Origin of the sequence: Mucilaginibacter sp. (genome assembly GCF_039921305.1) — a bacterium.
Lineage (GTDB): Bacteria > Bacteroidota > Bacteroidia > Sphingobacteriales > Sphingobacteriaceae > Mucilaginibacter.
In genome coordinates this window covers 1-21,384 of sequence record NZ_JBDSCA010000032.1, presented here as the reverse complement: position 1 = coordinate 21,384, position 21,384 = coordinate 1, and the positions used below count along the sequence as shown (strand labels likewise).

Below are 21,384 nucleotides of genomic sequence, written 5' to 3'. Positions count from 1 at the left end.
TGCTGCTTACTTTTTCTTGATCGATTTTTGTACCTCCAGCATTTTTGCCGCGAAGCGCCTGCCTAATTCCTGTGCCGATGCGCCATCAAAATGCGTTGTATCTCCTTTATGAACCAAGCCTTCCGAAGAAGCTACGGCAGTATACGGAAATATTGTTGGTATTTTGGCCAGTTCTGTGTTGATATTCGCATATGCTGGGCGGTAACGGCCTAATTCGCCCACAATAAAGGGCACATCATTATTGCCAACTAAAGCACGGAACCTTTGTATTAATTCGCTCAACTGAGCCAGATATAGCTTTGGTTTTTCGCCGCCACTGTTGGATTCGCCCTGGTGCCATATAATGCCTTTTACTTCTCCATATTTCATGGCGGCCTTTATCCGTTCAACGGCATCATCATAAGGGTGGGTATTGGTTGCCTTATCAAACGCGCCTATTTGCCAATGCTCAATAGGTGTGCCCCCAACGGCGCAAGGTATCAGGCCAATATTAGCTTTAGGATAAGCCTGTGCCATAGCAATGCCAAAAGTTAAACCCGGACCAACTGCCGAAACTTTGGGCTTATCAAAATGCAACGGATGTTTGGCAATTACCCATTGCTGGTCTTTAGTGAACATATATACACGGTCGTTATGCTCATTAGCTATCTCGGGAGTAATGGGGCCACGGCCTGCCATGTTACTTTGACCTACCAATATATACAGGTCTAATTTTTTATCCATGTTAGTTTGCGCGTGCAGGTTTGCAATCATCATCACCATCGTGATAATACCTATCGGGAACGTTTTTTTAAGGATAGTCATATTTGTTTTATAGATGTGAGGATGATAGACAAAGCTATAAATATCAAGCTTAATTACTATGACTCTTTTAAGCATCGATTGTCGATTTACTGAATCAATTTATTATTTTTAAAGACTTATTCAAACAACTTCATCATGAAAATAGCCGAAGACGTAGTTTTAGGTATTGATATTGGCGGATCGCACATCACCCTCGCGTTAGTTGATCTGACTGCTAAAAAAATCATTAATCAATCTTACTATCGTATTCATGTAAATTCATGGAGCGAAAGCGAAGGCCTCATCACATCGTGGGCCGAGGCTATTGAAGGCGTGTGCCAAAAAGCGGGTATTGCAATTCCGCGTATTGGTATCGCTATGCCCGGGCCATTTGACTATGATAAAGGGATCTCTTACATCCGTGGCAATAACAAATACGATTCGTTATACGGATTGAATATGAAAGAACTATTGGCTGACAAATTGAACATTGAGGCCGAAAATATCCGTATGCTTAACGATGCCGCCGCATTTTTAAGGGGAGAAGTGTTTGCTGGCACCCGCAAAAATTATGAACGAGTCATTGGTTTAACTTTGGGTACTGGCTTAGGTACGGCCATATATAACAATGGTATAGCTAAAGATGGAGAATTATGGGATTCTAAGTTTAAAGAAGGCATAGCCGAAGATTATATTTCTACGCGCTGGTTTGTTAAGCGCTATTTTGAACTATCAGGCATCAATATTTTGGATGTTAAGGCACTTAAAGATATTGCATCCCAATCAGATTCTGCTAAAACTGTTTTTAAAGAGTTTGCCAGTAATCTGGGTTTATTTATAGCCTCATTTGTAGCGGCAGAAAATCCGGAAGTGATTATTTTAGGTGGGAACATCACTAACGCATCACCTTTGTTTTTATCGCATTTGCTTAAATCTTTATCACAGCACCACATTGATATCCCTGTAGTTATATCTAAGCTCGGCGAAAATGCCGCCATAATGGGAGCCGCGAGTTGCTGGCAAACCGAGTTGGAACAACATTGGGTTTAACCATGCTGAAAGCGGTTTATAAAAACCGCTTAATGTAGTTGAGATAAATATCCCAATCACTTGGCACAGTGCCATGGCCGCCTTTGTGCATATAATAACCTAATGGCCGGTAAGTTAAACTGGTATCACTGGCTGCGGGCCATTGGCTTTTGCCAGGGCCATTTTTACCAAATAATTTGTAAACAGGTTCAGCGGCAGTAGTGGCTAAAAACTCACCCTTCGGGTCCGACCAATAATCTGTATCCCCGGTTTGCATCAACAAATAACGTGGTGCCATTAACGAAACCAATAGGTGCGCATCAACTGGCGACGCGTTAAAATCATCAGAGTACTTATGCCAGTTAGCCGCAAACTGATAAAAATAACGGCTTGTATCCGTCATGTGTTTAATATTCTCGCCATAATTACGCCGGCTGATAGCAGCGCCGCCCTCACCCGAGCAGCTTTCAATAACCATTTTAAAGCGGGTATCGTGCGCGCCCGCCCAAAGTACCGTTTTGCCTAAGCGGGATACACCCTGTAGCGCGATACGTTTGGCATCCACTTGTTTATCGGTTTCAAAATAATCCATCGCCCGACTCAATCCCCATGCCCAGGCAGATATTGCTCCCCACTCGTTATCTGCCGGATATTTCATTCCTGGTTTAAGATAATAACCTCTAATACCATGCTTGTAGCCCAATTTAAAATCAGGCTCAATATCACCATAGTAAATGGTGGCTAGCCCATAACCTTCCGAAGTGAACTTTTCCACATCCAACTTACCAAAGCCGGTTTTAGCTGCAGGTAATCTGTTGCCATTTTTGTCCCACATAAAACCAACTTTCACACCAGCATCCAGTGGCGACATGCTCGAGTTTGGCGAAAACGATATCATCAATAAAAGTGGTACAGGTTTGGTAGCCTTAGCGGGAAGATAAACCAGAATATCCATTTTATGATCTGTCGTGTCCTTAGTAAAATATACCGTGATCTGTTTCCGTGTAACCCTGTTATCAAATACCGGCGTACCTTTGTCAAACACATTAAAACTCATATCAGCGGGTTTGGCCGGCATTTTACCAAATTGATATTCTTCAAACAATCCAAGTATTTCTGGCCTGCGTTCATTTATCCAGGTTTGTTTACTGCTTACCTTTTTACCGTTCTTTAAAGTCAAAACATCGGGTAGGGTATAAGTACCAACTTTATCTTCATCATAGTTTACAGGTATGCCAGCTACCGTTGTAGCCAATGGCTTCGCAGGTGCGGTTTGGCCGGATACATATCCCGATAAGGATATCAACCCTAATAATACAACAGGTATTTTCATGATCTTAATGTAATTGATAAACAGGATTATTTGCAGCTATGGGTTCAATAAATTTAGGAGCAGTGATCTCGATAGCTTCTTTAAGTCCGGTTCCTTTTACATTGTTAATACCCATCAAACTGCCAGAATACCCACTTACATTAATATTGCTGATGTTTGCATTTTTAATATTAGCTAATGTTATGCCTTTTGCACACGTGCCGCTCACGTTGCTTAAGGTAAAACCAACCAGCGGTTTATTGGGGTGAATACCGGTACCATCAACCAGCACCGGTACATCTGTTACCTTAATGTTGGTGAAACTGAAATTTCGGGTAGTGGGGATACCCTCGTCTCCCGGTACAGGTACCTGATCCTGCAAACCGCTTCCCGAAAGGTTAAAACGCAGCAAGCCACCACCCATGCCCGATACCTCGATGTTGTTCACTGTAATATCTTCAACAAAAGCACCGCGGCCAACACGGCTTTTGATATAAAGGGCGAATGTTTTAGCTGCTGTAAACTTGCAATTCTCAATATGTACATTACGTATCCCGCCCGATGTTTCGCTGCCTATACCTATACAGGCGAATATAGAATCGGCAAAAGTGCAGTTACTAATGCGTACATCTTCGGTAGTGCGTAATAAAGTATAACCTTCCATACCCCGACCCGATTTTAACGAGATGCAATCGTCACCCGTGGCAATATCACAGCCCTCAATAATTACGCGCCTGCACGAGTCTACATCAATACCATCACCGTTCCCGCCGGTACTGCGGATGTGCAGGTTCTTAATATGTACATCATCACAGTACGTTAAATGAATAGACCACATGAGGTGATACTCGGTTGAAAAACCATCAAAATTAACCCCTGTGCAATCAATGGGTTCAATCAAAGCCGGGCGGCGTAATGGGTTCTCTGCATTAGGTCTGCCGCCAACAAGCGGGCTGCCCGCTATTTTTCCTGGTCCTGATATTCCAATGTTTCGGGCGCCTACGGCATATATCAAACCTGCATAACCGGGTATCCATTTGCCTTCCCATCTAACCTGCATAACCGGATAATCCTTCAATTCTGGCGAACCTGTAATAACCGCGTTCTGAGCAAGGTGCAGCGTTACGTTTGATCGTAACTGTACCGATCCTGTAAGATAATTGCCTTCGGGTAATATAACTGTGCCACCCCCTAAAACACCGCATCTGTCAATAGTTTGCTGTATGGCTGCGGTGTCTTTTGTTTTGCCATCGCCAATAGCTCCAAAATCGCACACATTTAAAGTGAGTTTATTGAGGTTTGACTTTTGATGAGCTATATGATTGCCAGCCGGATAGTTAATATGTTCATCAATACTAATGCCCTTTGCCATTGATATTACCGGGGTAGCAATGAGGCCCAGGCCAACTTGCTTAATAAAATTGCGGCGTTTGTTCATTTAAAATACAAAAATTACGGGTGTAATTAATTGGTTAATTGTTAGTCAATTATACAAGTTTGTTAATTAATGGCAACAAATAAATTAAATAAACTGTGCAATCGTTCCCGATAAAAAAACCAGGGTTAATCAAATTTCGTTTATATGCCATTATATAGTATGAAATCACAAAGCGACTCTAAAACCAAAGCCATAGCAGCCAACATTCGCAGAATACGCGAGCTCAAAAACTACACTCAGGATTATCTGGCTGCCAAACTCGGAATTTCTCAAAACGCCTACAGTAAGATAGAATTAGGCTACAGCAATATAACACTAAGCAGACTCTTCAACATCGCCGAAATTTTGGAGATCGATGTCATAACCCTCATCAAAACAGAAGATATACTGTTTATTGGAGCGAACTAAAGCTGGCGACAGATTCACCAGCTTTAGTTGTTATTTTTTCTTAGGCACTTTAGCGCCCTCTTTCCGGGCTTCAGATAAACCTATAGCCACCGCCTGTTTTTTCGAAGTCACCTTCTTGCCACTCCCGCTTTTTAGCGTACCCTCTTTCATCTCGTGCATGGTTTTTTCTACCTTATCCTGAGCTTTTTCTGAATACTTTGCCATGGTTGTTAATTATTGGTTAATAAATTTATAACAATAAAAAAGCCATTCGGTTTATTCAATTTTAACACTCATGGGTTAAGTGGGTATTTTTCAAGTCCTGATTCCATCTTGATTCCTGAGTCTTTCCTCAAATTATCATTTTGATAACGCATCCTGACGGGAATGTCATAAACACATGGGGATTTATGGGTGTTTTTACGAAACTTTTAAATCCTGATTATCAATTTCATAATTTTATGATAGTTAATAACCCGCATAATATCAATAACTTAAATAATAAATTATGGGTATTTATGGGTGTATTTCAAGGTTTGATTCTTGCACCTTGGCTCTTGGGTCTTTCAAAAAATACAGGGTAAATTTGGGGTATTTAAAGTCTTGATTCTTGCATCTTGGCTCCTGAGTCTTCCTCCCTACAATATCGTCATTTTTCTACTCTTAACCAAATATATCCCGATGAAAAGCCATATCGATTCATCAATATTATAGTAATAAATACCCCATTTCCTTATACTCATGCTAACATAGTACAATGGCTTGCACAAATTCTATAACATGGTTAATGCCATCTAAAGTAAATTTGTTAGCAGCAAATAACCAATTACCGGCCGTATAGGCTGTAATAAACATATCCCGGTTTTCTATCTTTAAAGCTTAACCGGGCCAAACCATAACATACATGTCTGATCATATCATACTCAAAGGAATAACCTGGAATCACAGCCGCGGCTTTACCCCAATGGTAGCAACCGCGCAACGTTTTTCCGAATTAAATCCTTCGGTAAACATCACCTGGGAGAAACGCTCACTACAGCAATTTGCCGATCTTTCCATCCAGCAATTGGCAGAGCGGTATGATCTTTTGGTGATCGATCATCCCTGGGCAGGCTTCGCCGCCAAAACAGGTTCAATACTACCATTCGACAAATACTTATCTGCTGATTTTTTGCAGGATCAGCAAACAAATACCGTAGGCCATTCCTACGAAAGCTATGCTTACGATGGGCACCAATGGGCATTAGCCATTGATGCCGCCACACCCGTAGCATCCAGCCGACCCGATCTGCTCCAAAAACACAGCCTATCATTACCCAAAACTTACCACGATTTACTGGCCCTCGCCAAAAAAGGCCTGGTAGCCTTTCCGGCGATACCCATAGATTCGTTAATGACATTCTACACCTTCTGCTGCTCCTTAGGCGAAGACCCATGTCAGCAACAAGATCAAGTGATCAGCGAAGCAACAGGCATCAAAGCCTTACAACTCTATCGCGAATTAGCCAAAAATATCGACCCATCATGTTTCAATAAAAACCCTATACAAATTTATGAAACCATGACCTTGAGCGATGATATAGCCTATTGCCCATTCGCTTACGGCTATTCAAACTATTCGCGCAATGGCTACGCCCGCAGGCTGCTGCATTTTCATGATATGGTAACTGTGGATGGCAAAACCAATCTCCGCAGCTCGCTCGGTGGTACAGGTATCGCCGTTTCATCAAATTGCAAGCACATTGATGTAGCCATGCAATATGCCCAATATGTAGCTTCACCGCAATGCCAGCAAGGTTTATACACCGATAACGGCGGCCAACCGGGCCATTTAACCGCCTGGACGGATGCCGCCACCAATCAGTTAACACACAACTACTTCAGCAATACTTTACCTGCCTTACAGCGGGCATACCTGCGCCCGCGCTACTTCGGTCACATGTTCTTTCAGGATCATGCCGGCGATATCGTGCGCGATTATTTAATGAATGGCGGCGATGAGCGCGAAGTACTGAAAGCGATGGACGAACTGTATCTCCAATCAAAACAAAAGGTACAGGCATCATGACGAAACCACTCGAAGGCTTATTGGTGCTGGAATTTGCCCAGTTTATGGCGGCCCCCACAGCAGGGCTGCGATTGGCCGATCTTGGCGCACGTGTCATCAAAATTGAACGCCCGGTAAAAGGCGAGGCAGGCCGTCAGATTGCTATCCGGAACATCTTCGTCAACGGCGATAGTTTGGTGTTCCACACCATCAACCGCAACAAAGAATCCTACGCCGCCGATCTGAAAGATCCCGAAGATCTGGAACGTGTTAAAAAATTGATCAAACAAGCCGATGTTATAACCCACAACTTTCGCCCCGGCGTAATGGAGAAAATAGGTCTGGATTACAATTCCATTAAGGCTATTAACCCCCGTATTGTCTACGGTGTAGTAACAGGCTACGGCACAAAGGGCCCATGGGCATTACGTCCCGGCCAGGATTTATTGATCCAATCCTTATCGGGATTAGCTTATTTATCCGGCACCAGCAATGATGGCCCGGTTCCCTTTGGTCTGGCTACAGCCGATATGATCTGCGGTGCGCATTTTGTACAAGGAATCTTGGCCGCATTAATTAAACGCTCAAAAACCAACACCGCTTCACTTGTCGAAGTTAGTTTGATGGAGTCCGTGCTCGATTTACAGTTCGAAGTAATCACAACTTATTTAAACGACGGCGGCCAATTACCACAACGCAGCAGCGTAAAGGGCAACGGCCATGCCTATTTAAGCGCGCCTTACGGGATTTACCAAACCGCCGATAGTTATTTATCATTAGCCATGGGCGATCTGTTTAAAATAGGAGAGGCTATCGGTATTGATCTGCAAACCTTATATCCCGAAAAGGAATCCTGGTTCACCCATCGCGACGAGGTCATGACCTTGTTAGGCGATCAGATCAAACAAAAAACAACTGCCGAATGGCTAACCAAACTTGAATCGGCAGGCATCTGGAGTTCCGAAGTTTTAACTTACGAGCAAACCCTGCAACACGAAGGTTATAAAGTAACAGGCATGCAACAACAGGTTAAATTGCCCGATGGCAGCAGCCTTACCACAACCCGTTGCCCCATCCGTATCAATGGTCAAAAATTATATTCAGATGTCGCCGCCCCGCGCCCCGGCACACAAACCGATTCAATTAACGCTCAATTTAACCTGATATGAAACCACTGGAAGATTATTTGGTTATCGACTTTAGCCAGTTCCTGTCGGGCCCATCAGCCGCGTTAAAACTGGCCGACTTAGGCGCGCGCGTTATCAAAATGGAAAAACCCGGCACCGGCGATATCTGCCGCCACCTCTACACATCCAACGTCATCATAAATGGCGAATCATCTGTGTTTCACGCCATCAATCGCAATAAAGAAAGCTTCGCAGCCGATATTAAAAACGAAACCGACAAGGCCCAGATATGGGAACTGGTAAAGCAAGCCGACGTAGTAATGCACAACTTTCGCCCTGGTGTAATGGAACGTTTAGGTTTTGATTACGAATCGGTAAAAAAACAAAACCCCACCGTAATCTACGGTGAAATATCCGGCTACGGCAACGAGGGCCCCTGGAAAGATAAACCCGGTCAGGATTTGTTATTACAATCCTTAACCGGCTTAACCTGGCTAAGTGGCAACGCTGGCGGACCGGTACCGATGGGTTTATCCATTATCGATATGCTGGCTGGCAACCATTTAGCACAAGGCATATTAGCTTGCCTGCTCCGCAAAACCATCAGTGGCGAAGGTGCATTAGTACAAGTCAGCATGCTCGAATCGGCTATCGATTTCCAGTTCGAAGCCATCACCACCTATTACTACGATGGTAAACTACCCGAACGTTCCGAAAATAATAACGCCCATGCCTATTTAGGTGCACCTTACGGGATCTATAAAACCGGCAACGGCTACATGGCCTTAGCTATGGGCTCAATCCCCCAATTGGGTACTTTATTAGGCTGCGAAGCCATGTTGGTTTACACTGATGTATCCGAAGCCTTCCACAAGCGCGATGAGATCAAAGCGATCCTTGCAAATCACCTGCTAACTAATACAACCGATCATTGGCTGGATATTTTGCAAAAAGCGGATATCTGGTGTGCCGATGTGTTAACCTGGGATAAGTTAATGCAGCACGAGGGATTCACTTCGCTTGATATGTTGCAAAACGTAATCATGAGCGATGGTTTTAAATACCAAACCACCCGCAGCCCCATCCGGATAGATGGCGAACTATTCACCTCCCCGAAAGGTTCACCAAAATTAGGCGAGGATAATGCCACCATTATAAACCAACTGATAAACAAAGCATGAGCAGCGATACGATTAGAATAGCCGTCCGTAAATTTGGCCCTTTTGAAAGTGCTTTGCAAAAGTTATGGGACGGCTTTTGTGCCGAAACAGGATGCTCCCTGAAAGCCGAAATGGTGCCCATGGATCTGGACGATCTGCATGCTGCTATCTTAGAAAAAGAAGGCTTAAAAAATGGTGATTGGGACATAGCACACGTAGTAACCGACTGGCTATACGAAGCCTGGACAAGTAACTCTGTCGAAAACCTGCAACCCTACATCGCAAAAAATCCGCCCGAAAACTATCCTTTAGGTTGGAGCAGTTCGCTACTAGGCATGCAGCAATTTGGTGAATCGATAGCTGGCTTACCATTCCACGATGGCCCCGAATGCCTCATCTACCGCAAGGACTTGTTTACCGATAGCAAAGAAATTAAACGCTTCCACGAGTTACATGGCAAACCATTACAGCCACCCGCTACATGGGACGATTTCAAAACCATAGCCCAATTCTTCCACCGCCCCGAAGACAACCTTTACGGAACAGTATTCGCCGGTTTACCCGATGGCCACAACACCGTATTTGATTTCTGCTTGCAACTTTGGACACGCGGCGGCAACCTTACCGATACTGACGGCCTGATCAATATCAACACCCAGCCAGCTTTAGAAGGTTTAACTTTTTACCGCGATATCCTTCGCGATAAGCAAGCCACCCACCCGCAAACCATGCAGTACGAATCTGTACAGGCGGGCATGGCCTTCGCCCGTGGCGAAGCCGCCATGATGGTGAACTGGTTTGGCTTCGCATCCATGTGCGAAGTGATCGACGAGTCCCGGGTAAAATACAAGGTGGATATCACCAATATCCCACACAGCGTGGGCAACGAATCTGCCTCATTAAACGTTTATTGGCTCTATACCTTAGGTTCAGGCAGTAAACACAAACAGGTTGCTTATGATTTTATCCGCCATGCTACCAGCGCACGCAACGATAAACTGCTCACCCTCGAAGGTGGCATAGGTTGCCGTATCTCAACCTGGGTTGATGGTGGTATCAACGCCATTATACCATATTACCACAAGTTGGAGCAACTGCACCAGTCCGCACGTTCATTGCCACAAAAAAGCAACTGGTCGCAAATAGCCAAAATAATTGATCATCTTGTGCTGCAAGCCATTAATACCAATAAACCTGTTGAGCTATTGCTCAGCCAGGCCCAGCAACAAATTAGCGAATTAGATAAACCTGTATATCATGCAGATACCTTATAAACCCATCTTGCCTCAAAATCCGGTACCCATAGTCATCATAGGCGCGGGTGGCATAGTTGGCGACGCGCATTTACCAGCTTACAAAAAAGCGGGCTTCAACGTAATGGGCATCACCAACCGCACCCGCCCCAAAGCCGAAAAACTCGCCGCCGAATGGAACATCCCCAACGTATACAATACCGTTGCGGAGGCCGTTGCTAATTCGCCAACCAACACCGTTTACGATATCACCATCATGCCCGAGCAATTCGTCGAAACACTCGAACAACTGCCCGATGGTGCCGGCGTACTCATCCAAAAACCCATGGGCGATTATTTTTGGCAAAGTAAACAAATACTCGAAGTTTGCCGACGTAAAAACCTCGCTGCGGCCATTAATTGCCAGCTCCGTTTTGCGCCTTATGTAAGCGCGGCCCGCTACATGATAGAACAAGGCCTTATCGGCGAATTATACGATATGGAGGTCCGCGTAACGCTCCAAACTCCCTGGGAATTATTCCCGCACGTAATGGTGCACCCACGTTTAGAGATCCAGTACCATAGCATCCATTACATCGACCTGATGCGTTCTTTTCTGGGCGATCCTAAAACCGTAATGGCCAAAACTTTAAAACACCCGGCTAAAACATTATCATCATCCCGCTCAACCATTATATTTGATTACGGCGATACCATGCACGCCGTGATCAACACCAATCACGATCATTCCTTCGGCCCCCACAACCAGGAAAGTTTCATCAAATGGGAGGGAACCAAAGGAGCCATCAAAGCCCGCATGGGTTTATTAATGGATTACCCCCACGGCGTACCCGATAAATTTGAATACTGCATCATAGAAGAAGGCAAGGCTCCCGAGTGGAAAGAGATCCAACTGGAAGGCTCCTGGTTTCCCGATGCATTCATAGGAACCATGAGCAGCCTGATGCGCTACAAAAACGGTGAAACAAACATACTGCCAACCAGCGTAGAAGACCTAATCAAAACAATGGCCGTAGTAGAAAGCGCATATCACTCAAGCGATAACGGCGGAGTTGTGGTAGCGGAGAGATTTGAGTGAAATGTAAAATGTATCAGGTAAGATGGAAGATGTAAAAAAATATCAAACTTGTCATTGCGAGGTACGAAGCAATCGCACGGAGGCAGAGCGATTATGCATATTCGCCCTGTATAGTTCGCGATTGCTTCGTACCTCGCAATGACATAAATAATGACCATACCACCAATCAACTAAACAACTAATCAACCAACAAACCAACATGTACTTCAAATCCACCTTCTTCGAAGCTTACACCATAGGCGATAAACGCGTAACCTTTGGCCGCACCATTACCGAAACCGATTTTGTGGTACATGCGGGCCATACAGGCGATTTCTTCCCACACCATATGGATGCCGAATGGTGCGCGACCCAACCCTTTAAACAACGCATAGCCCACGGAACCATGATATTCAGCATCGGTATCGGACTAACCGCTTCCGAGATCAACCCCGAAGCTTTCTCAAAAGGCTACGATAAACTACGCTTTGTAAAACCCGTTTTCATTGGCGATACCATCCACTCCGAGATCACCATTTCCGAAAAATCCGAAGCTAAAAAGCCCGAATACGGCACCGTAACCGAGCACGTCGAGATCATCAATCAGCACGGCGAAGTTGTGGTTGTGTGCGATCATTTATTACTCGTTAAAAAAGCAAACTCATAAAATGGCCAACATCAGCACCGGTGCACAAGGCACTATCGACGAATCACAACTTAAAGGAAAATCATTGTTGCTGCCCTTTATCCTGATCTGTAGCCTGTTCTTCCTTTGGGGGATAGCCCACAATCTCGATTCCATACTGATCCCGCACCTCAAAAAGGCATGTCAGCTAAACAATCGCCAATCAACCTATATTGATATGGCTGTGTTTTTCGCCTATTTTGTAATGGCCATACCCGCTGGTATGCTGCTAAAAAGGTTCGGTTACAAAAACAGCATCATTATTGGCCTGGTACTGTTCGCTTGTGGCGCGCTGATATTTGTACCAGCTGCCAATACATTAGAATACGGTCTGTTTATAGGTGGCCTATTCATCATCGGTTGTGGATTGGCAACTTTAGAAACCGCCGCTAACCCTTACGCCTCCGTATTAGGCGATCCTGCTAAATCAACGTTCCGTTTAAATCTGGCGGCATCGTTCAATGGCTTAGCGGCAATAGCAGGCCCGCTTATCGGTAAACTATTTATCCTTTCGGGCAAAGAATACACAAAAGATCAAATGGCCGCCATGACGGATACCAACCGCCTAAGCTATTTAATGGGCGAAGCATCGGCTGTAAAGTTACCTTACATCATTTTAGCCTGCATTTTAATTGCCGTTGCTATATTATTCTATTTCAGTAACCTTCCCGAGATCAAAAACATATCAAAGGAAGAAACCGCAGGTGGAAACTTTTTTGGTGCGCTAAAACACAGGCACTTATCATGGTCGGTAGTTGCCCAGTTTTTTTATGTTGGCGCGCAGGTATGTGTAACCAGTTTCTTTATCAGGATGGCCAAACAAGGAGCCGGATTTGATGAGAAAACCGCTGCCGATTACCTCATCGCTTACGGATTGTTATTCACAGGTGGCCGTTTTGCAGGTACTTTCTTTTTACGCTTTATAACATCAAATAAATTGCTTGCAATCTACGCCGTCATATCGGTTGTGCTTTGTGCCGTAGCTATTTTAGGCAAAGGCGCGTATGTGGTGTATTGTCTTGGCGCTATTGGTTTCTTCATGTCCATCATGTTCCCAACCATATTTGCATTGGGTATCGATGGTATTGGCGATGATACCAAACCCGGTTCATCATGGCTGGTCATGTCCATAGTAGGTGGCGCGGTAATCCCTTACATCATGGCAACAGTAATTGATTTTAGTGGCGATAATATTCAAAAAGGGTACATTATCCCCTTGATTTGTTTCATAGTAATTCTGTATTTTGGCATCAGCGGATATAAGATCAAAAAGACTATCGCCTAAATGGAAAGAATTACTGCCAAATACTATATAGAAACACCTTACGCCTTAGAAAAAGCCGCGCAGGTTTTAGCCGGGGAGCAATCATCGGGCACCTTCGTAGCCGTTCCCGGCGAAACCGAAGAGCTAAAACAACGCTTTGCAGCAAGGGTTGAGCGTATCACATCCTTAGAGTCTGTAACAGAGCCGGCCATCCCCGGAGCAACATCCAAAGATGGTTTGTATCATCGTGCCAATATCGAGGTATCATGGTCTATAGAAAACTTTGGCTACAACCTGCCTGTAATGGTTTCCACCCTGCAAGGTAATTTGTACGAGATTACCCAGTTTACTGGCCTAAAGCTAATGGATATTGAATTGCCACCAAGTTACGGCGAACATTTCACCGGCCCCCGTTTTGGTATAGCCGGAAGCCGTAAAAGTGTTGGTGTAACCGACCGCCCCCTCATCGGGACTATCATCAAACCCAGCATTGGCATGTCGCCACAGCAAACGGCCCAATTGGTTAAAACCTTAGCCGAAGCGGGCATCGATTTTATTAAAGATGATGAATTGCTGTCATCATCGGCCAACTCCAAATTTGAAGACAGGGTTGATGCCATCATGAACGTTATCAACGCTCATGCCGATAAAACAGGCAAAAAAGTAATGTATGCCTTCAACATCAGCGACGAGGTCGACAGCATGCTATCCCGTTACGATTATATTGTAAAAGCAGGTGGCACCTGCGCTATGGTCAGCATCAACAGCGTTGGCCTTTCCGCCACAAAAAAGATCTGCGATCAGGACCAACTGGTAATCCACGGCCACCGTAACGGCTGGGGCATGTTAAACCGTCACCCATTGCTGGGGATAGAGTTTCCCGCCTATCAAAAATTATGGCGATTGGCAGGGGTTGATCAGCTCCACGTTAACGGCATCCAAAATAAATTCTGGGAGTCCGATGATTCCGTGGTCAAATCAATAGAAGCATGTCTTAAACCATTATTCAAAGGCCAAACGGTACTCCCTGTAGTATCATCGGGCCAATGGGGTGGGCAGGCATTTGAAACCTACCGTCGCACCCAAACTACCGATCTGTTATACATGGCAGGCGGTGGCATCATGGCTCATCCCGATGGTCCGGGCGGCGGGGTAGTGGCCTTGCAACAAGCGTGGGAGGGGGCCGTTAACGGTTTAACTTTACAGGATGCCGCAAAACAATATCCTGAATTTGCAAAATCAGTAGAAAAATTCGGGACCAAATAATGGCTAATAAGCACAACCTTTTACTGGCTTATTACGGCGATGATTTCACCGGATCAACCGATGCCATGGAGTTTTTAACCCGCGCCGGTATTAAAACCGTGTTGTTCATCGAAGCCCCAACGCCCGATCAGCTTTCCCGCTACGAGGGTTTACAGGCCATAGGCATAGCCGGGCTAACCCGCTCCATGACGCCCGATGAAATGGAAAAGGAATTACTGCCCGCTTTCTCGGCTCTGAAAGATCTGCGTGTACCGCACGTGCATTATAAAGTTTGCTCCACGTTTGATTCCTCCCCTCATATTGGTAGCATAGGTAAAGCCGCCGATATGGGCGCTAAAATATTCAATGCTCCATTTATACCCGTATTAGTTGCAGCCCCGGCTTTAGGCAGGTATTGTGCCTTTGGTAATTTGTATGCCCGTATGGGGATAGGCAGCAATGGCGATATTTTTCGGCTGGACAGGCACCCGTCCATGAGCAAGCATCCAACCACCCCGGCCGATGAAAGCGACCTGCGCCTGCACCTGGCCAAGCAAACTTCTCAACCCATTGGCTTGGTAGATATTTTAACCGTTGCCTTACCCGAAGATGAAGCCCGCGAAAAATTAAACCAAGAAGTAGAAGCCGGTAAAAAGATCGTCTTTTTTGATGCCATGTACGATTCGCATTTGCTGCCCATAGCAAAGCTGATCAGTAAATACGCTACCAAGCCCAAGCCTTTATTTTCCATCGGTTCATCCGGTATCGAAATGGCCTTAGGCAAATACTGGAAAACACATGGTATGGTACAATCTAAAGTAAAGTGGGCCCCCGTTGGTAAAGCCGAAACAATGCTGGTAGTATCAGGCAGTTGTTCGCCGGTAACGGCAAGTCAAATTGAATACGCGGTAAAACAAGGTTTCGCCCCCATATCTATTGATACAGCTGCCATTGCCGCCACATCAGGTATTTATAAAACCATTCACGGCTATATTGATCTGGCTGTAGCTTATATCAACATGGGCCTGCACGTCATTATGCATACCAGCGTAGGTATTGATGATCCCCGCATCCCCGAAACGCATAAAGCTTTCAAAAAACGGGGCATTAAAGAAAAGGATATCGCTATTAAAACAGCCCAGCTTTACGGAGCAACTTTGGGCTACATTGCCATAGGGGTGGCCGAAGCCTTGCATTTACAGCGATTGGTAATTGCCGGTGGCGATACCTCAAGCTACGTAGCCCGAACCATGGGGATAGAGGCTGTTGAAATGATAGCCCCGGTAACTCCCGGTGCGCCTTTGTGCCGCGCCTACGCGCCTGATTCGGCTGCGCATAACATTGAAGTCAACTTTAAAGGCGGACAAGTTGGCCCCGAAAATTATTTTGAATTAGTGCTTAACGGCGAATCAACTATATAACATGAAATCAAAAACATTAGGCCTCATCCACACATCGGCAACGCTTATCCCTGTGTTTCAGCAACTTTGTAAAGAATATTTACCGGGTGTAACCACATTTAATATTGTTGATGATAGCTTGGTCAGAAACATCCGCGAGCGCGGCGAACTAACCCCGGCCATCAGTAAACGCGTGGCCGATTATGTAGCTTCTGCCGAAGACTCCGGTGCCGATTATATTTTGGTTACCTGCTCATCTATCGGTGCTGCTGTTGAGGCCGCTGCCGAGGTAGCCGGTGTACCAGTTTTAAGAGTAGACCAGCCAATGGCCGATCTGGCCGTACAAACAGGCAAACGTATAGGCGTAATTGCAACGCTATCAACAACCTTAGAGCCTACAAGCGATCTGGTTAAACGCCGTGCTGCCCTGGCCGGGAAAGAAATAGAACTCACCTCGCAGGTATGCGATGGCGCTTTCGAAGCATTAATGAGCGGCGATAGTGCAACGCATGATGCATTGGTTGCCAATGTATTACGCGATCTATCTAAAAAAGTAGATGTGATTTTATTAGCCCAGGCCTCTATGGCAAGGGTTGTAGATACATTGAGCGAAGCGGACAAAATTGTGCCCATAGTTGCCAGTCCGCCAAACGCTATCAAATACCTGGCCTCAATCATCAATTAACGATCATGAAACTATTGCAGCGGCTTTGTTTGGGTATAAGTGGTATCGCGTTAATTGCTTTATTGATAGGATTGATCATTACCGATCCCACAATTTGGCAACCTGCCGCTGTTAGCCTCGCTGTTTCTTTTGCAATAGGCATAGGTGCTCTCGATAGCCTTAAAAATTATCAATATACCGCCTGGATCATCGTAGCCGTTGTTGCCGCTATGATCTACCCGCATGCGTTTTTAAAATGGGGGAGTGTTGATCTGCGCAACAAATGGCTCATCCTCATCATCGTCCAAATGGTCATGTTCGGCATGGGGATTCAAATGAGCATTCGTGATTTTTCCGGCTTGGCAAGCACAGGTAAAGGAGTTCTTATTGGTTTAGCCTGCCATTTTTCCATCATGCCATTAATGGGATTTCTGCTTACGCGGATCTTTCATTTCGATCCTGAAATTGCCGCTGGTATTATTTTAATAGGTTCATGTTCAAGTGGTTTGGCTTCTAATGTAATGGTTTACTTAGCCCGGGCAAACCTGGTACTATCGGTAACGGTAACCGCAATGGCAACATTAGCCGCCCCGTTTTTAACACCTTTGTTGATGAGGCTACTGGCCGGAACGCTTATAGAAGTGAAATTCGTTTCTATGATGATGGAGATCATCAAAATAGTGATCGTACCCATCGGCGCCGCCTTTCTGCACGATTATCTCAAACACGCGTCCCCAAAAGGCAAGCGCAATACTTATATCATAGCTGCCATCTGTGTTTTATGGATGCTCTTTTTACCGTTTGGTATATGGCATTCGTTTAGCGCAAATCTATCCGCACCGACCTTGCAATCTGCCGAGGTTTTTAACTTTTTGGTTGGCGCGTTTTTAGTTGGCGCGGTTTATCACCAGTTATATCTCAATTATCGTAAAATAGATCAGTACATTCCATATCTATCTATGTTTGGCATCGTTTATTTCACAACGGTTACCACCGCCGCCGGCCGCGATAATTTACTGCATGTTGGCCTGTTGCTCTTCTTCGCATCGGTAATTCATAACGGTGCCGGGTACTTCTTCGGCTACTGGTTGAGCCGCTTATTTAAGCTCGATAAAAATTCCGCCCGTACCATCGCTTTCGAGGTCGGTTTGCAAAATGGTGGCATGGCATCTGGCTTAGCCGGAACAATGGGTAAATTGGCCACCGTTGGCCTCGCCGCTGCCGTATTTAGCCCCTGGATGAATATTTCAGGCTCCATCTTAGCCAATTACTGGAGGCGCCGACCAGTCGACGATAACCCACCCCAATTGTAATAAAGTTGCTACTTAGTCCCCTAAGCTAAAATCGTATATTATATAGGAAAAATCCTATATAAAATCCCTTCAATTTGCATGCATATTTGAATCAGATTATTAACCTAATCGTATTCTTATATAATTTTAACAAAAGCTACAGGCAAAATAGCGGGCTTAAATGCTATGCCTTAAACTGATCATAACTTTAAAAAATGAATAAAAAACTAATTGCTGCTATAGCTTTTGTAAGCTCAGTAGGTGCGGTTCACAAAGCGCAGGCGCAGTATCCGCGCGTACCGCCAGCCATGCAAGCCACAACCGATTCAATTTTGAATCTTGACAAAAAACGCTCCGATGCGGCTTTTGAAAAAGCGATGGTGATCATTAAAAAAGAAGGTAAGCCTTTCATCCCCTGGGCAGCTAAGGCTTCTGATCTGCCACAGGCAAAAATTCCCGTGTTCCCCGGTGCCGAAGGTGGTGGTGCATATTCCTTTGGGGGCCGTGGGGGCCGGGTTATTGTAGTAACCAGCCTGGCCGATTCTGGCCCGGGCACACTGCGCGATGCCTGCGAACAAGGTGGGGCACGTATCATCGTATTCAATGTAGCTGGTATTATCAAGTTAAAATTGCCTATCAACATTCGCGCGCCATACATCACTATTGAGGGCCAAAGCGCCCCCGGCGATGGCGTTTGTGTTGCCGGCGAATCGGTACTGATCGATACCCACGATGTGGTGATGCGTTTTATGCGTTTCCGCAGAGGCGCTACAGATGTTACCCGCCGGGATGATGGTTTGGGTGGTAACCCTGTTGGCAATATCATGTTAGATCACCTTTCGGGAAGTTGGGGATTAGACGAGGTTATGTCCATCTACCGCCACGTGTATGATCGTACCGGCGCTCACGATAAATTGCCAACCGTAAACGTAACCATCCAAAACTCCATGTTTGCCGAAGCTTTAGATACCTATAACCATGCTTTTGGCAGCACTATTGGTGGCCGCAACAGCACATTTATGCGTAATTTATGGGCCAACAACATTGCCCGTAATCCATCAGTAGGTATGGATGGCGATTTTGGCTTTGCCAACAACGTGATCTTCAACTGGTGGAACCGCAGTGCCGATGGTGGCGATAACAAATCGTTGTTCAATTTTATCAACAACTATTACAAACCCGGTCCAATAACACCAACCGATAAACCAATAGGTCACCGCATATTAAAACCAGAATCTGGCAGGGATAAATCAAACCGTGGTTTATTTGGCCGAGTATACGCCGATGGTAACATTGTGGAAGGCAATGAGCGGGTAACCAAAAACAACTGGGATGGTGGTATCCAGATCCAGGAAATGCCTGATGCTGGCCGTTATACCGATAGCATCCGTGTAAACACACCTTTCCCTATGGCTAAAATAACCATGTTGACAGCGCAGCAAGCTCATGATTATGTATTGGAGAATGTTGGTGCTAATCTGCCCAAACGCGATGCTGTTGATAAACGCATTATAGAAGAGGTAAGAACCGGGAAGATAAGCTACGTGCCTAATACCGATAACGCTAATGGCAGCAAGTGGGTAAAACACCGTTTGCCAGATGATTCTTACAAACAAGGTATCATAACCGATATTAGCCAGGTAGGTGGTTACCCCGAATATAAAGGAACCCCTTACAAAGACAGTGACAACGATGGCATGCCTGATGAATATGAAACCAAGCACGGCTTAAATCCTAAAAGCGCTGCCGATGCTGCCCTGTTCCCGAAAAATGGAGGAGGTTATACCAACATCGAAATTTACCTCAATAGCCTTGTACCATTAAAAACAGTAATACCATTAAGTAAATAAATTGTATGATATTATGAGCGGAAAGTATTGTAAATTACTTTCCGCTTAATTTTTGACCTGTCTACATGGTAAAATCGTATTATATCAAGAGAAAATATTACAATAATCACCACGTAGATAACGGTAGTTTTGATTTAGTATAAACGTGAGTAATCCATCACCAACCACCTGTATGAATAAATGTTTACGTACCATATCGTTATGCGTAATTCTGTGTTTAATTACAGGCATAACTGTGTGCTATGGGCAAAATTCAAAGCATACTTTAAGCTTCCACAAACTTAAAAAATACGTCACCTATTTCAACTCATTAGATACCGAAGCCGTTAAAAACTTTATACCTAATGCCGAGTCATACAATTGGTTAGCACAAAATATCCCATTGTTTGAATGCCCTGATACCACTATCGAGCAAATGTATTATTACCGCTGGTGGAGCTTTCGTAAGCATCTGGTAAAAACGCCAACAGGTTTTGTTTTCACCGAGTTTATTACCCCGGTTAAATTCGCGGGTAGTTATAACACCATCAGCTCGGCCTTAGGTCATCAGGTTAACGAGGGCCGTTGGTTGCACGATAAGCGCTACATTCAGGATTATGTTTCCTTCTGGCTGTTCGAAGATCCCAAACAAACCAAACCACATTTCCACGGCTTTAGCAGTTGGGTTGACGATGCCGTTTACAGCGATTACCTGGTTACCCAGGATAAAGCCTTTATCAAACGTATCCTCCCGGCCTTAGATGCTGATTACCGCCTCTGGGAAACCGAAAGGCAATTACCCGATGGCTCGTTTTGGCAATATGATGTAAAGGATGCTATGGAAGAGTCCATCAGCGGTTCCCGCAAGGATAAAAACGTTCGTCCAACTATCAACAGCTACATGTACGGCAACGCCAAAGCATTGGTAGCTATGGCCAAACTCACCGGTAACGATACACTGGAAAAACATTATGCTATTAAAGCTGCGGGTTTAAAAAAGATTGTAGATGCACTATGGGATCAAAGCGCGTCATTCTATAAAGTAAAATTCACCAACGGCACGTTATCCGATGCCCGCGAAGCTATTGGTTTTATTCCCTGGTACTTTAACCTGCCTGCCGATGATGCGCAACACGCAACACAATGGGATCAGTTAATCGATACCGCGGGCTTTAACGCCCCATGGGGTTTAACCACAGCCGAAAGACGCCACCCTAAATTCCGTACACATGGCGTAGGTAAATGCGAGTGGGATGGTGCAGTTTGGCCATATGCCACTACTCAGGATTTAAAAGGCTTAGCAAATTTGCTAACCAACTATACCAATCATGGTAAAATGACGGCGCAGGTGTTTTATGATAATATGCATAAATACGCCTGGTCGCAGCAAATGAACGGGCACCCATACATCG

At 45.0% G+C, this 21,384-nt stretch carries 19 protein-coding genes; 15 read left to right on the top strand and 4 right to left on the bottom strand.

What is annotated here, in order from left to right; all coding sequences use genetic code 11:
- Window positions 1–6: 6 nt before the first annotated feature.
- A complete protein-coding gene (locus ABIN91_RS09770) occupies window positions 7–804 on the bottom strand; it encodes a sialate O-acetylesterase (RefSeq protein ID WP_348050909.1) in 798 nt (265 codons plus the stop codon).
- A gap of 135 nt (window positions 805–939) precedes the next feature.
- Between ABIN91_RS09770 and ABIN91_RS09765 the strand changes: the two genes are divergently transcribed.
- The gene (locus ABIN91_RS09765; RefSeq protein WP_348050908.1) at window positions 940–1,833 is read left to right on the top strand and encodes an ROK family protein; all 894 of its coding nucleotides are present in this window, start codon (window positions 940–942) and stop codon (window positions 1,831–1,833) included.
- 16 nt (window positions 1,834–1,849) lie between these two features.
- On the opposite strand, the gene ABIN91_RS09760 is transcribed toward ABIN91_RS09765, so the two are convergent.
- Window positions 1,850–3,145: an acetylxylan esterase gene (locus ABIN91_RS09760; RefSeq protein ID WP_348050907.1), complete on the bottom strand. Its 1,296-nt coding sequence runs from the start codon at window positions 3,143–3,145 to the stop codon at window positions 1,850–1,852.
- Between the two features lie 4 nt (window positions 3,146–3,149).
- Window positions 3,150–4,562, bottom strand: coding sequence for a glycoside hydrolase family 28 protein (locus ABIN91_RS09755; protein WP_348050906.1), 1,413 nt, complete (start codon window positions 4,560–4,562; stop codon window positions 3,150–3,152).
- Window positions 4,563–4,721: 159 nt separating this feature from the next.
- On the opposite strand from ABIN91_RS09755, the gene ABIN91_RS09750 reads away from it, so the two are divergent.
- Window positions 4,722–4,970: a helix-turn-helix transcriptional regulator gene (locus tag ABIN91_RS09750; RefSeq protein ID WP_348050905.1), complete on the top strand. Its 249-nt coding sequence runs from the start codon at window positions 4,722–4,724 to the stop codon at window positions 4,968–4,970.
- Window positions 4,971–5,000: 30 nt separating this feature from the next.
- Here the strand turns inward: ABIN91_RS09750 and ABIN91_RS09745 are convergent, their stop codons facing one another.
- Window positions 5,001–5,174, bottom strand: a complete 174-nt coding sequence (locus ABIN91_RS09745) for a DUF6496 domain-containing protein (RefSeq protein ID WP_348050904.1) — start codon at window positions 5,172–5,174, stop codon at window positions 5,001–5,003.
- 679 nt (window positions 5,175–5,853) lie between these two features.
- Here ABIN91_RS09745 and ABIN91_RS09740 point away from each other — a divergent pair.
- The 13 genes from ABIN91_RS09740 to ABIN91_RS09680 form a co-directional block, all read left to right on the top strand.
- Window positions 5,854–7,017 carry an extracellular solute-binding protein gene (locus ABIN91_RS09740; RefSeq protein WP_348050903.1) on the top strand — a complete coding sequence of 388 codons (1,164 nt, stop codon included), beginning with the start codon at window positions 5,854–5,856 and terminating at the stop codon, window positions 7,015–7,017.
- Entirely contained in the window at window positions 7,014–8,165 is a 1,152-nt protein-coding gene (locus tag ABIN91_RS09735) for a CaiB/BaiF CoA-transferase family protein (RefSeq protein WP_348050902.1), read from the top strand. The genes ABIN91_RS09740 and ABIN91_RS09735 overlap by 4 nt, the downstream gene beginning before the upstream one ends.
- Complete coding sequence (locus ABIN91_RS09730) at window positions 8,162–9,304, top strand: CaiB/BaiF CoA-transferase family protein (protein WP_348050901.1); 1,143 nt, start codon at window positions 8,162–8,164, stop codon at window positions 9,302–9,304. The genes ABIN91_RS09735 and ABIN91_RS09730 overlap by 4 nt, the downstream gene beginning before the upstream one ends.
- Window positions 9,301–10,557: an extracellular solute-binding protein gene (locus ABIN91_RS09725; RefSeq protein ID WP_348050900.1), complete on the top strand. Its 1,257-nt coding sequence runs from the start codon at window positions 9,301–9,303 to the stop codon at window positions 10,555–10,557. Before ABIN91_RS09730 ends, ABIN91_RS09725 begins: the two co-directional genes overlap by 4 nt.
- The gene (locus ABIN91_RS09720) at window positions 10,541–11,614 is read left to right on the top strand and encodes a Gfo/Idh/MocA family oxidoreductase (RefSeq protein ID WP_348050899.1); all 1,074 of its coding nucleotides are present in this window, start codon (window positions 10,541–10,543) and stop codon (window positions 11,612–11,614) included. Before ABIN91_RS09725 ends, ABIN91_RS09720 begins: the two co-directional genes overlap by 17 nt.
- A 199-nt stretch (window positions 11,615–11,813) precedes the next feature.
- Window positions 11,814–12,260: a MaoC/PaaZ C-terminal domain-containing protein gene (locus ABIN91_RS09715; RefSeq protein WP_348050898.1), complete on the top strand. Its 447-nt coding sequence runs from the start codon at window positions 11,814–11,816 to the stop codon at window positions 12,258–12,260.
- 1 nt (window position 12,261) lies between these two features.
- Window positions 12,262–13,563, top strand: a complete 1,302-nt coding sequence (gene fucP / locus ABIN91_RS09710; RefSeq protein WP_348050897.1) for an L-fucose:H+ symporter permease — start codon at window positions 12,262–12,264, stop codon at window positions 13,561–13,563.
- Window positions 13,564–14,808, top strand: coding sequence for a ribulose-bisphosphate carboxylase large subunit family protein (locus tag ABIN91_RS09705; protein ID WP_348050896.1), 1,245 nt, complete (start codon window positions 13,564–13,566; stop codon window positions 14,806–14,808).
- Entirely contained in the window at window positions 14,808–16,208 is a 1,401-nt protein-coding gene (locus tag ABIN91_RS09700; protein WP_348050895.1) for a four-carbon acid sugar kinase family protein, read from the top strand. The genes ABIN91_RS09705 and ABIN91_RS09700 overlap by 1 nt, the downstream gene beginning before the upstream one ends.
- 1 nt (window position 16,209) lies before the next feature.
- Window positions 16,210–16,872, top strand: coding sequence for an aspartate/glutamate racemase family protein (locus ABIN91_RS09695; protein WP_348050894.1), 663 nt, complete (start codon window positions 16,210–16,212; stop codon window positions 16,870–16,872).
- 5 nt (window positions 16,873–16,877) lie between these two features.
- A complete protein-coding gene (locus ABIN91_RS09690; RefSeq protein ID WP_348050893.1) occupies window positions 16,878–18,164 on the top strand; it encodes a bile acid:sodium symporter family protein in 1,287 nt (428 codons plus the stop codon).
- 194 nt (window positions 18,165–18,358) lie between these two features.
- A complete protein-coding gene (locus ABIN91_RS09685) occupies window positions 18,359–19,993 on the top strand; it encodes a polysaccharide lyase (RefSeq protein WP_348050892.1) in 1,635 nt (544 codons plus the stop codon).
- A gap of 172 nt (window positions 19,994–20,165) precedes the next feature.
- Window positions 20,166–21,384, top strand: a 1,219-nt coding sequence (locus ABIN91_RS09680; protein WP_348050891.1) for a glycoside hydrolase, incomplete at its 3' end; no start/stop codon positions are given.